The organism is Bacillus sp. Root131 (assembly GCF_001429475.1).
Lineage (GTDB): Bacteria > Bacillota > Bacilli > Bacillales > Bacillaceae_G > Bacillus_A > Bacillus_A thuringiensis_S.
Genome location: NZ_LMJQ01000001.1, coordinates 738,476 through 751,354 on the forward strand (window position 1 = coordinate 738,476; position 12,879 = coordinate 751,354).

Consider the following 12,879-nt stretch of genomic DNA (forward strand, 5'->3'; position numbering starts at 1 on the left):
AAATACAAAAAACTGATACAATATCATCAGAACCAATTAAAGGGGGACTAGGGTATATGACAACTACTACAACAGTGAAATCCGATATTGAAATCGCACAAGAAGCGAGTATGAAGAAGATTCAAGAAATTGCAGCTGATTTAAATATTTTAGAAGATGAATTAGAGCCATACGGGCATTATAAAGGTAAGTTATCTCTTGATATTTTTAAGCGCTTACAAGATGAGAAAGACGGTAAAGTTGTTTTAGTAACAGCGATTAACCCAACTCCAGCTGGAGAAGGTAAATCAACAGTAACAGTTGGTTTAGGTCAAGCTTTTAATAAAATTGGTAAGAAAACAGTAATTGCACTTCGTGAACCATCTCTTGGACCAACGATGGGATTAAAAGGTGGAGCAGCAGGTGGCGGTTTTTCACAAGTCGTACCAATGGAAGACATTAACCTTCACTTTACTGGAGATATCCATGCGATCACAACTGCCAATAACGCATTAGCAGCGTTTATTGATAATCATATCCAACAAGGAAACACACTTGGAATTGATACGCGTAAAATCGTTTGGAAACGCTGTGTTGACTTAAATGATCGTGCCCTTCGTAATGTAGTAATTGGTCTTGGTGGACCTGTACAAGGTGTACCACGTGAAGACGGTTTTGACATTACAGTAGCATCTGAAATTATGGCCGTGTTCTGCCTTGCAACAGATATTCAAGACTTAAAAGCACGTCTATCTCGCATCGTAGTTGCTTATAACTTTGCAAATCAACCTGTAACGGTTAAAGATTTAGGTGTAGAAGGTGCGTTAACGCTATTATTAAAAGACGCATTAAAGCCAAACTTAGTACAAACGTTAGAAAATACACCAGCTATTATTCATGGTGGACCATTTGCGAATATTGCTCACGGTTGTAACAGTGTTATCGCTACGACAATGGCAGCAAAATTAGGTGATTATGTTATTACAGAAGCTGGATTCGGTGCTGATTTAGGCGCTGAAAAGTTTTTAGATATTAAAGCCCGTGCAGCTGGTATTAAACCAGAAGCAGTTGTTATTGTTGCGACTATTCGTGCGCTTAAAATGCATGGCGGCGTTGCAAAAGATCAATTAAAAGAAGAAAATGTAGATGCATTAGCAAAAGGTATGGAAAACTTACAGAAGCATGTTGAAACAATTCAAAGCTTCGGTGTGCCTTTCGTAATTGCAATTAATAAATTCATTACAGATACAGATGCAGAAGTTACATACTTACAAGAGTGGTGTAATGAGCGTGGCTATGCAGTATCCTTAACAGAAGTTTGGGAGAAAGGTGGCCAAGGCGGAGTTGATCTTGCTGAAAAAGTACTAAAAGAAATCGAAAAAGGTGAAAACAACTACGCACCACTTTATGAGTTAGAATTACCCTTAGAAGAAAAAATTCGTACAATTGCTCAAAAAGTATATGGCGCAAAAGATATTGAATTTGCTCCGAAAGCACGTAAGCAATTAGCTCAATATGAAGGAGAAGGTTGGAGTAACCTACCAGTTTGTATGGCGAAAACTCAATACTCTCTTTCTGACGATGCAACAAAATTAGGTCGTCCATCTGACTTTATCGTTACAATTCGTGAGTTAAAACCATCTATCGGTGCAGGCTTTATCGTTGCGTTAACAGGTACAATGTTAACAATGCCAGGTCTTCCAAAACAACCAGCAGCACTTCAAATGGATGTAAATGAAGATGGAAAAGCAGTAGGTTTATTCTAAAAGGTTGTAATTCATCTCGTTTATCTGTAAACTATATATACATCAAGTGGCGCCTTTCCATCGAAAGGCGCCTGTTTTTTGGAGGAAATTATGTTTGATCCAACTGCTTTTGACAATTTAAAAGTAATCGTAGAAGGTGCTGTGTATGATTTTGATCTACATGGAGATATTCTTGTAACAGATCGAAAAGATATGATGGACCTTGCTTCATTAAGTCGTATATATCATATCTCATTTCAATTAACAGAACCGTTTGAACCATTAGTAGAAGCAACATTTTCATTATCTGTGGATGCAAAGAACTTGTCTGGTGAAATACTAGAAGTGCCTCAGTTTACACCAGGTTGTGAAATGAAGCTAGCATTTTCATTCCCGTTAGAACAACCAGAAGTAGGATGCGAAGAAATTGAAACTTTAATGCGTTCTATATGGGGAAAAGAAAGAATGATTATGCAGAAAGTTTCATACGAATATAATAAGCAAGCGATTTCATATCATAATAAGGTAGAGGTTCTATTTCAAAAAGCGATTACAGAAGACCATGTTGATGATTTAATAGCTGTTATTTCAAACATGATAGAAACGGTGCGAACAATACAGCATTTTCTTCAAAAATAGAGATAAAGGAGAAAAACAAATGATAAAAGATATGCAACCATTTTTACAAGAAGCTTGGGAGAAGGCTGGTTTTAAAGAATTAACTGAAATTCAAAAACAAGCGATTCCAACTATTTTAGAAGGACAAGACGTTATAGCTGAATCTCCAACTGGAACAGGAAAAACATTAGCGTACTTATTACCCCTTTTACATAAAATTAATCCTGAAGTAAAACAGCCACAAGTTGTTGTTTTAGCGCCAACACGTGAACTTGTCATGCAAATTCATGAAGAGGTTCAAAAGTTTACAGCAGGAACTGAAATTTCAGGGGCATCTTTAATTGGTGGTGCAGATATTAAGCGCCAAGTTGAAAAATTAAAGAAACACCCGAGAGTAATTGTCGGTTCACCAGGACGTATTTTAGAATTAATTCGAATGAAAAAGTTAAAGATGCATGAAGTAAAAACGATTGTATTTGATGAGTTTGATCAAATTGTAAAACAAAAGATGATGGGCGCAGTACAAGATGTAATTAAATCTACAATGCGAGATCGTCAATTAGTATTCTTCTCGGCGACAATTACAAAAGCGGCAGAAGATGCTGCACGCGATTTAGCAGTTGAACCACAATTAGTGCGTATAACACGTGCAGAGTCAAAAAGCTTAGTTGAACATACGTATATCATTTGTGAGCGACGCGAAAAAAATGATTACGTAAGAAGAATTATGCATATGGGCGATGTAAAAGCAGTTGCTTTCTTAAATGACCCATTCCGTTTAGATGAAATTACTCAGAAATTGCAATTCCGTAAAATGAAAGCAGCAGCTCTTCATTCAGAAGCAAGTAAGCAAGAGCGTGAAGCGACGATGCGTGCATTCCGTGGTGGGAAACTAGAGATTCTCCTTGCTACTGATATTGCAGCACGCGGTATCGATATTGATGATTTAACACATGTAATTCACTTAGAGTTACCAGACACAGTAGACCAATACATTCACCGCTCAGGACGTACTGGACGTATGGGTAAAGAAGGAACAGTAGTTTCTCTTGTAACAGAACAAGAAGAACGTAAATTACTGCAATTTGCGAAAAAACTAGGCATCGTATTTACGAAGCAAGAAATGTTCAACGGATCATTCGTAGAAACGAAACCGAAAGCACCAAAGAAAAAGAAACCAGCATTTACTGGGAAGAAAAAGCCTAGATAAATAATGGGGAAGGCGTAACTATTTGTAGTTACGTCTTTTTTTATTTGCAATTGAATAATACAAGGAGGTTTATTAATGGTTATTAAAATGTATCTATCATCATTTTTTAAATCAACATATGTAAAAGGAAGTAATATAAAAAAAGTCGAATATTAAATTGATGCGAAATAATAAAAAGAAGGTACATATATGGATAGGAAATTAGGAATGTTTTTGAATACGAAACATATTGAAGTAAACGAAGGAATACAAAAAGCAAGGGAATGGGATTTAGAATATATTCAATTATATGCTATGAATAAAAACTTCAACTTAGCTAATATTCCAGTGGTAGAATGGACTGCTTTAAAGAAAAGCTTATCTTTTAATGGAATAAAGATTCCATCATTAGCAATTAGTTTTGGAGAAAATGGAATTACAGGAACAGAAGTTGACAGTGCAATAGATCAGATTAAATATATTACTGACAGAGGTTTGGAGCTGGGAGCAAAGATAATAACAGCTCATATTGGGAAAGTTCCAGATGATGAAAAAAGTGAGTACTATGATAAAATGATACGGGTTTGTTATGAGATAGGGGAATTAGCATTCAAACTTGGGGGAGTCTTTGCTATTGAGACGGGATCTGAAAAAACAATAGTATTAAAACAATTTTTAGAAACTGTAAACTCGAAAGGACTAGCTGTTAACTTTGACCCAGCAAATTTAATAAGTGATGTAAATGAAAATCCGGAAGAAAGTTTATTACTATTAAAAGATTATATAGTACAAACTCATATTAAAGATTGTAAAGAAGTGAAAAGCGATCGTTCAAGTAAGTATATAGAAGTAGCAGTAGGAAATGGTGAAGTGGATTTCGATATATTTTTCAAAGTATTAGATGAAATTGGATTCGACGGATATAACATGATTGAAAGAAATGATTATTTTGACGAACTGGATGGGATGAGTCAGTCGATAAATTTTGCAAAGAAGTACATACCAACTCAAAAGGAATAACGATAGCACCTGTGGAAACCTACATAGAATATAAAAAACCATTAGGGGGAAATGAAATGATCCATAAAGTTGGACAAATTATGCTGTATGTAAATAATCAAGATGAGGCAGTAAATTTTTGGACGGAAAAGGTAGGGTTTCATGTAGTAGCAGAGGAAGATAACAAGCAAGGAATGAGATGGATTGAAATCGCTCCGACTAATGGTGCTGAAACGAGCATTATACTACATAATAAAGAAGTTATTTCGAAAATGAGCCCAGAATTAAATCTTGGTACACCGTCCTTAATGTTCTTCTCAGAAAATCTGGATCAATTATATGCAGATTTAAAAAATAAAAATGTTACTGTTGGAGAAATGGTAACTATGCCTTCTGGTAAAGTATTTAACTTTGCTGATAGCGAAGGGAATTATTTTGCGGTTATGGAAAAGAACAAATAGTAATATTACTATGTGAAAATCCCCCTCAAATATATTGAGGGGGATTACATGTTTGAAGTGGATTTTTCATTAGAGAATTGATTAATATAAAATACGCCTTTTTCAATGGCTGTCTCAATATAACCAACGATTTGGTCAAACGTAAACACTTGTAAGTCTTCATGCAAATTTTGCTCCGGATACAACATATCTTCAAAAAGATACTTTCGAAAAGAAAAAACGTTTTCTTTAGAAACTTCTTCAATATCCATGATGTGAGCCTCTTGGTTGAGAAGAGAGAAGAGTTGCTGTTCTGTATCGTAATGATGAAGCAACTTTGCATTTAATAATTTAAAATCGTTATAGTACAGGGGTGCGATCGTTTCGTCATTTTCGATTCTATTTTTTAGCCAAGGTAGAAAAAAGCCGCTTAGCCAATTGTCATCGGCAATGAGATGGGTGTAATAGCCTAAGAGAAAAGGGGAATCCATATGAGCTTTATATTTTTGAAAAAAAGAATTGAAATCTATCCTTCTCGTATAGTTTTTCGTTGTACCAGCGTAAAAGTGTGAAGTTCCTTTTTCTTCTGCTGAATGAACCGCATCAGGGGCTACACCTCCAAGTATGAAAGAAGTTTTATCTTGGATATATAGTTTTTCGGCAATCTTGATAGCGATAATAGCATGCATAATTCGTGATCCCATGAATGACACCTCGGTTTCAAGTATTCATTTCAGGAAGAGGACTGAACAGTTAGTATTACTTTCCCTGTACTTTTTCTACTTTCGACCCATTCATGTGCTTTCCCTGCATCTTGAAGCGGAAAAGATTTCGTTGCTTTTACTTTTAGACTGCCATCACGTAAATAACGGAAAACTTCATTTGCAGTTTCTTGGAGTAGTTCAGGACGTTTTTTTCGTGTAGTGCCAAAGCTAAAACCGAGTATAGAGCGACAACTTGCGTGTAAATCTTTCGTTTGGAAATTACCAATTTCACCGCTAGCATTACCGAAATGAATGAGGCGACCATAATAAGCGAGACAATTTAAACTTTTTTCTGAAACCGTTCCAGAAATAGAGTCTAAAATTACATCAACCCCTTCACCGTTTGTCAGTTCGTTGACTTTCTTTACAAAATCCTCATCTTGGTGACAAATAACATAATCAGCTCCAGCATTTAAAGCTATTTTTCTTTTTACTTCACTTCCGACAGTACCAATAACGGTTCCAGCCCCTAATCGTTTTGCAAGTTGAATAGCTGTTGTACCAATTCCGCCAGCCGCAGCATGAATGAGTACAGACTCGCCTTGTTGAAGCCTTGCAACATTTGCGAGTAAATTATAGCTTGTAAAAGATACAATCGGACAAGCAGCTGCAGTTTGAAAATCGACTTCATCAGGTAAAACGAAAGTAAGGTTTTCGTTTGCGACAACGTATTCTGCGTAAGATCCATTTTGAGGAAAAGCAATGACACGTTGTCCAGGATGAATATTTTTCACTTGAGAACCGACACGTTCTACAATACCAGCGGCATCTATCCCTGGTATAAAAGGTAGTGCTTTATTTCCTTTTTTACCATAACGGGATTTAATATCGGCGAAATTCACACTAGTAGCAACAACACGAATTAAAACTTGATCTTCTGAAATAGCGGGTATATCCACATCTGTATATTTCATCACTTCAGGACCACCGAACGACGTTACAACGATAGCTTTCATTATATGTCCTCCTAAATTTGACTATATAAATCATTTTAAATCGTCATTAGAAATTGGAAAATTATATAATAGTTATGTGTGATTATAAGTGAAGCTTATGAACTGATTGAATCATTATATTAATTTATATAAAAAAAATTGAAAAATCGAACGAAATAGTAATTACTTGCCAATATATAGTGTAGGACAAAGGAGGGATGGTATGTGAAGGATGAAACAGTGTATACAAATTTAATCCAATTGACTTTATCAGGAAATAAAGAAGCGTATAGCGAATTGTATGATAAAACGATTCAAGAAGTATATAAAACAGCACATTTTTTAATTGAAGATAAAACAGATGTAGATGATGTCGTTCAAGAAATATACATACAACTATATGAATCGCTTCGTAAGTATGATAGTGAGAAGCCATTTCGTCCTTGGCTAATTGGACTTGCGATTAAACAAATTCACTCTTATAGAAGAAAGAGGTGGATGCGACTACGCATTATAAAAAAAGCAGAAGAGCAAAGAAAACCAGTACAAATTGATTTTTCTAACGATGTTGTAAGTAAAATATCAAACAAAAAACTAATTGAACTCATTCATAAATTACCGTATAAATTGAAACAAGTTATTATCTTAAGATACTTACACGATTATTCACAAGAAGAAGTAGCACAAATATTACATATTCCAATTGGTACTGTGAAATCTAGAATTCATTCGGCATTAAAGAAACTACGTCAAAAAGAGCAAGTAGAAGAAATCTTTTTAGGAGAGGTAGGGAATGTGAAATGAGTTTAGATTGTAGAGTTAGAGAATCTATACGAGAAGAAGCGAAGGGGATTGTTGCCCCGCCGGAGTTAAAAGAAAAAGTAATCGTTCAAATTAAAATGAATCAAGGAGGGCGTAAGAGAAAGAAACATCTTATTGCAGGAGTGCTTGCAGCAGCTCTTTTAATCCCGACGACTGGTTTTGCGTATCAATCTATTATGGCGGATGGTATATACGGATCTTTTGAGAATTTAAAAAAACATGCCGGAGCAATGACATTAGAAACGTATATGCGTTTTAATGCAAAATTATCAGAAGCGAAAGATGAAATGGGTACGAAGGAATATGAAGAGTTTACAAAAGAAATGAAAAAATTAACTAGTGCAAAGCTTGCGTACGGAGATTCGAACGGTAATATAGATTACGATCAATTATCACCAGCTAAAAAAGAGGAATTGAAAAAGGTAGTAATGGAGCTTCATCCGTATTTTGATAAATTAAATGGCCATAAATCTAGTAAAGAAGTACTAACTCCTGAAGAGTATGAACAATATATGGAGGCATTAATGTCATATCAAACTGTGTTAGTAAAAACGAAATCGAGTGGCGGGATAACAGTAGAAGAAGTACCTGAGGCGTACAAAGAAAGATTTATTAAAGCGGAGCAGTTTATGGAGTATGTAGATGAAAAGGTGAGATAAGTAAAAAAGCTCAAAGCTTTCTTTCGTTTAACTATTACATATTGAATATGTAAACAATAAAAAATGAGTATACAATCTACGTGATTGTATACTCATTTTATTATTACTTAAATTTCCTTACCGCATGAATAGCGACTCTTACAAGTAATATCGCACTTATAAATAAACCACCGTAACCAACGACACTTAAAAATTGATCATTTGGCTCTGTCGCACTGTTTGCTAAATGCAATACGCCTACCGAAATCCCACCAAATGCAGTTCCAATAAATGCAATGAGGAATTGTGAGATAAATGTAGTAATAAACGATGCATTTGTTTCTTCAGAGAAAAAGCCAACCTTAACGGATAGTTCTCCGTTTTCTAGTTTTGAACTTAAATCATCTAGTTTTCTAGGAATGCGTCGCATGGCAGGTAACATAGCGAGTAATTCGTTTGTTGCAGCTTCTTTTAAACTAGAATAATTGTTAACTGACATGAAACTAGCTGCATGATCTTTCGCAAAGCGTTTCGCTTCGTCCATTAAATTGAATTCGGGATTTAGTTGCAGCATCGTTCCTTCTAGCGTAATTAGAGAACGGAAAGCCCCTGCAACCATTGGATAAAATGCTAATTCAAACTCAGCGATTATTTGAAATAGCCCCTGAATGAATTCTTCAGAACCATTTGTAGAACCATACGTACTTTGGATTAATAATTGACTGATAGATTGTTCTAATTCCTCTTTATCAACATTTGGCTTCTTTTCAACTAATTGAAGCAGTCCATCAAGCAAGACATAAGAATTTTTGCGCTCAAAGCCGATAAGTAGTCGCTTGAATGCATCTTGTTGTAGTGTTCCTAATCGCCCGACGGAACCGAAATCAAGTAATGCAGGTGTGCCATCACGAAGAACATACACATTACCTGGATGAGGGTCTGCATGGAAAATACCTTTAAAGAAAATTTGCTCTAAAATACAATCAAAGAGTTGTCGTTGTACTTTTTTCGTATCAATTTGTAATTCATTTAATAATGCTGACCCACTTTTAACACTTACTCCATCTAAAAATTCAAGCACAAGTATTTTTGAATTACTGTATTCTTTATATACTTTCGGTATTTTTACTTTCGTTTCGCTATTTTTTAGTGAATCAGACACTTGTTCGAAGTTACGAGCCTCAATTTTGAAATCAATTTCTTCTTTCATTGCGATGGAGAAGCCATGTGCTAAATCAAGAAATCCGATATTTTTAGCCCAAGTTGATTTGTTGGAAATCCATAAAGAAAAATGAATTAAAATATCTAAGTCACGTTTAATTGTCTCAGAAATATTAGGACGTAGTAGTTTAACGACGACATCCTGGTCGTTTTCTTTCAACTTCGCTTTATGTACTTGGCCAATAGAGGCGGCAGCTAACGGTTCCATTTCAAAGGAGCTGAAAATTTCATCTTTTGGTATATGTAGTTCCTTTTTTAATATTTCTTCAACTTGTTTTTGTGATAAACGCGTTACATTTTCCTGAAGGTTTGATAACTCGTGAATAAAAGCAGGTGGTAATAAATCAGAGCGAGTTGATAAAACTTGTCCGAATTTAATAAATACACCGCCGCATTCTTCTAGTGTATTTCGAAGTGAAGTGGCGAGCTTACGATCTGCTTCTGGCGAGCGCTTTAAAGCTAAATATTTACCCATTCCGTGTTTTATTGCAATAGAAGAGACACGCATATATCTTTTTTGTCTACCAACCTTTGCGAAGAATTTTGAAATAGGATTTCGGCTTTCCGTTACTACGTCATCCATTTCGCCTCGTCTAATAGGATCAAATAATTCAAAAACTAGGTAACAAAGCATGGATACAATTAATGAGCTTCCTAGCCAAAAATATCTATCAACACCGACAACCGATTCATCTTGATAGCGTAAATATAAAAACCAATACAGAGCTGACGTAAGTGAAACACCTAAAGTTGCTGCACTTGCTTGTTTGAAAAGATTTAGTTTTGTACCAATTAGTCGACCACTAATAAAAGACATAATGATTGCTAGTAGAAAAAATTGAAAAAACATTGTATCATTCCTCCGAATTTTATTCGATAACTGTATTATACAGGAATATAATTATTCTAAAAACAAGCCAAGGAGGTACAATCCTTGACTTGCACGATTAAATAGAGCATTCAATTATATTTTTTCATCGTTGCATTGTCCTTTTGTATAAAACAATCTAATAGTGAATAACCAGCTATTAAACTAATTATCGTAACAAAAGTTGTATTTATAAGAATAACATTAGCTAAATAAGGTAGGTATTCGCCAAGTGGTGAGAAAAGTAGTGCTGGAGAAAAGGAAATTAATATTGTAGGCACTGTAATAGCGATAAACTTATCCGGTTGAAAACTCCAGTTTTGTTTACTTGTTTCGTGATTAATGGATTGAAGGAATCGTAATAAAATGCCGACCAAAAGAGGAAAGAGTGTAAAGTAGAATAATCTTGGATAAACGTTAAAGTTCACTTGCGCGTCTGTATCTAAATAAAATTGAATCTTCACTCCAACAAATAATAATAAGACGATAAATAATGTGAAGCAGAGGTATAGCATTACTCTTTGCATTATATTCCACCATCCTTTACTCAAAATATATTCAAAAAAAGAAGAGATATACAATAACTACTGTTGTATATCTCTTCTTTTACTGTTAGTTAATAGTGGAGTTTGCTTTTTCTTGCTTCGTGAAATAATCAATAATGCCCATCGCACTAATTTCTATATCTAGATGTAAAATGTTATAAACGGAATGATCTGCTGGAACGTTTAACTTTGTAAGATGAGAAGAGATTTTATCCATTAATAAAGTTTGTAAAGCTTTAGTCGCTTCATCGAAATCATTATACTGTTCAAAGACTTCCTTACCAGTATGAACGAAAATAGGTAGCCAATGTTCCAGTTGATTATATATTTCTGTAACATGAGAGGATGCGCCGTAATGACCGAAATAAATAGTATCTACATTCATGCTTTGAATGTGATTTTTAGAAGCAATCATCGCATCTGGTTGGAATTGTGAAGGGGACGTTGATGGTAGATATAACTCTACATCAACGTCTGCGAGTTCTCTATAATAAATTCCAATTGTATCGCCAGTAAAAATCCCGTTTGTTAATGAATCGTGAATGCTAATATGGTGCTTCGCATGCCCTGGTGTATCATAAAATGTAAGGATGCGGTCTTCTGCAATTTTTAACGTATCACCATGTTGTACAATATGAACACGTTCTTCTTCAATTGGAAGAATTGGATCAAAGAGTTTATCGAAATCTTCTTTGTACACAGCTTTTGCACCTAAAATAAGTTTTGTTGGATCAATCATATGACGAGCACCACGAGAATGCACATATAACGTAGCATTTGGGCATTTTTCCATCATTAAACCAGCAGCACCGGCGTGATCTAAATGAACATGTGTAACGATAATGTTTTTAACTTCGTTTAAATCAATATGTAATTGTTGTAAGCCGTCTAAAATATACGGAAGAGAAGGGGCTGCACAAGTTTCAATTAAAGTAATATCTTCACCTAATAAAACGTACGTACCTGTTCGTTCATTATGCTGTAAATCGAAATCATCAATAAGATATAGGTGAGAAGATAATTGCTCTACTTTTTTCATATTTACCACTCCTTATATATTACATGTTTCTATTATACGCTAAAATAGAAAAAAGGCAGAAAACGAAAGCTCGTCTTCTGCCTTTTGTAATACTATTATTTCGTTTGTTGTTTATTAATAGACATAATGAACAGTCCAACAATCCCACCAACTAATGGAAGCATAATTTCTCCTGCTAAATTAAAGTAGGAGCTTAAGAATAAACCATTTACATCGATTACCCAGCCAGTAACATACAATAACATCATATATAGTACGAAATAAAACTCGCGATTTGAAATCGTTTCATGTTGTGCAGTTTTCATAATGAACACCATCCTTTTCTTTTATAATGGAATATAAACTGTCACATTTTATTCACATTTCGATTGTAAAACTTTCCATCATAAAAGTCTAGTAGTTTGTGCCGAATTTTCGAACGGAAATAAAGCGCTATCATTATAGCGTATAAGTACGTAATAAGAGCTGTATATTCACGAATGTAGTATAGTATAAACATAGAATGATAGTGAAGAGAGGGGCAAAGACAATGACAGTTTATAATTTTTCAGCTAAAACAATTACAGGTGAAGAAAAATCGTTAAAAGATTACGAAGGAAAAGCACTTCTTATTGTAAATGTAGCTAGTAAATGTGGTTTCACACCGCAATATAAAGGATTACAAGAGGTGTATGATAAATATAAAGACCAAGGACTCGAAATACTCGGATTTCCTTGTAACCAATTCGGGGGACAAGAACCAGGTACAGAAGCGGACATTACTAGTTTTTGTGAATTAAACTACGGTGTAAACTTCCCAATGTTTGCAAAGGTTGATGTGAAAGGTGATAAGGCTCATCCTTTATATACATACATGACAGAACAAGCACCAGGTTTACTCGGTATGAAAGCAGTGAAATGGAATTTTACGAAGTTTTTAATCGGAAAAGACGGGAAAGTAGTAGGGCGTTTTGCGCCGCAGACGAAGCCGGTAGATTTAGAGGTTGAGATTGAGAAGGTACTTGGAGAATAATTAGGAGTTTCACTTTATTAAAAAACGTCTCAAAGAACAATGTAGTTCTTTGAGACGTTTTCTTT

The 12,879-nt window shown here is 34.9% G+C and carries 14 protein-coding genes; 8 read left to right on the forward strand and 6 right to left on the reverse strand.

What is annotated here, in order from left to right:
• Positions 1-56 precede the first annotated feature (56 nt).
• From ASE54_RS03800 to ASE54_RS03820, 5 genes are all read left to right on the forward strand, one after another.
• Entirely contained in the window at positions 57-1,745 is a 1,689-nt protein-coding gene (locus ASE54_RS03800) for a formate--tetrahydrofolate ligase (protein WP_014482011.1), read from the forward strand.
• 90 nt (positions 1,746-1,835) lie between these two features.
• Positions 1,836-2,363 (forward strand): hypothetical protein, encoded by a 528-nt coding sequence (locus ASE54_RS03805; RefSeq protein WP_000460217.1) that lies wholly within the window; start codon positions 1,836-1,838, stop codon positions 2,361-2,363.
• 19 nt (positions 2,364-2,382) lie between these two features.
• Positions 2,383-3,552: a DEAD/DEAH box helicase gene (locus tag ASE54_RS03810; protein ID WP_000588600.1), complete on the forward strand. Its 1,170-nt coding sequence runs from the start codon at positions 2,383-2,385 to the stop codon at positions 3,550-3,552.
• A 189-nt stretch (positions 3,553-3,741) separates the two neighbouring features.
• The gene (locus ASE54_RS03815) at positions 3,742-4,551 is read left to right on the forward strand and encodes a sugar phosphate isomerase/epimerase family protein (RefSeq protein ID WP_000375201.1); all 810 of its coding nucleotides are present in this window, start codon (positions 3,742-3,744) and stop codon (positions 4,549-4,551) included.
• A gap of 56 nt (positions 4,552-4,607) precedes the next feature.
• Entirely contained in the window at positions 4,608-4,991 is a 384-nt protein-coding gene (locus ASE54_RS03820; RefSeq protein ID WP_000581472.1) for a VOC family protein, read from the forward strand.
• Between the two features lie 44 nt (positions 4,992-5,035).
• Here ASE54_RS03820 and ASE54_RS03825 read toward each other — a convergent pair whose 3' ends face one another.
• Positions 5,036-5,674 carry a zinc dependent phospholipase C family protein gene (locus ASE54_RS03825; RefSeq protein WP_000535582.1) on the reverse strand — a complete coding sequence of 213 codons (639 nt, stop codon included), beginning with the start codon at positions 5,672-5,674 and terminating at the stop codon, positions 5,036-5,038.
• A gap of 29 nt (positions 5,675-5,703) precedes the next feature.
• Positions 5,704-6,690, reverse strand: coding sequence for a quinone oxidoreductase (locus tag ASE54_RS03830; protein ID WP_000644643.1), 987 nt, complete (start codon positions 6,688-6,690; stop codon positions 5,704-5,706).
• A 204-nt stretch (positions 6,691-6,894) separates the two neighbouring features.
• Here ASE54_RS03830 and ASE54_RS03835 point away from each other — a divergent pair, with 204 nt between their 5' ends.
• Positions 6,895-7,473, forward strand: coding sequence for a sigma-70 family RNA polymerase sigma factor (locus ASE54_RS03835; protein ID WP_000651123.1), 579 nt, complete (start codon positions 6,895-6,897; stop codon positions 7,471-7,473).
• Complete coding sequence (locus ASE54_RS03840) at positions 7,470-8,150, forward strand: DUF3600 domain-containing protein (RefSeq protein ID WP_000050700.1); 681 nt, start codon at positions 7,470-7,472, stop codon at positions 8,148-8,150. Before ASE54_RS03835 ends, ASE54_RS03840 begins: the two co-directional genes overlap by 4 nt.
• Before the next feature lie 103 nt (positions 8,151-8,253).
• On the opposite strand, the gene ASE54_RS03845 is transcribed toward ASE54_RS03840, so the two are convergent.
• The 4 genes from ASE54_RS03845 to ASE54_RS03860 form a co-directional block, all read right to left on the reverse strand.
• Entirely contained in the window at positions 8,254-10,200 is a 1,947-nt protein-coding gene (locus tag ASE54_RS03845; RefSeq protein ID WP_000466001.1) for an AarF/UbiB family protein, read from the reverse strand.
• Positions 10,201-10,310: 110 nt separating this feature from the next.
• On the reverse strand, positions 10,311-10,745 hold the full coding sequence (locus ASE54_RS03850; protein ID WP_001190002.1) for a hypothetical protein: 435 nt from the start codon (positions 10,743-10,745) through the stop codon (positions 10,311-10,313).
• Between the two features lie 85 nt (positions 10,746-10,830).
• Entirely contained in the window at positions 10,831-11,802 is a 972-nt protein-coding gene (locus tag ASE54_RS03855; RefSeq protein WP_000755005.1) for an MBL fold metallo-hydrolase, read from the reverse strand.
• A 95-nt stretch (positions 11,803-11,897) separates the two neighbouring features.
• Positions 11,898-12,107 (reverse strand): DUF3925 domain-containing protein, encoded by a 210-nt coding sequence (locus ASE54_RS03860; RefSeq protein WP_000844984.1) that lies wholly within the window; start codon positions 12,105-12,107, stop codon positions 11,898-11,900.
• Positions 12,108-12,331: 224 nt separating this feature from the next.
• Here ASE54_RS03860 and bsaA point away from each other — a divergent pair, with 224 nt between their 5' ends.
• Positions 12,332-12,814, forward strand: coding sequence for a glutathione peroxidase (gene bsaA / locus ASE54_RS03865; protein ID WP_000219526.1), 483 nt, complete (start codon positions 12,332-12,334; stop codon positions 12,812-12,814).
• Positions 12,815-12,879 lie beyond the last annotated feature (65 nt).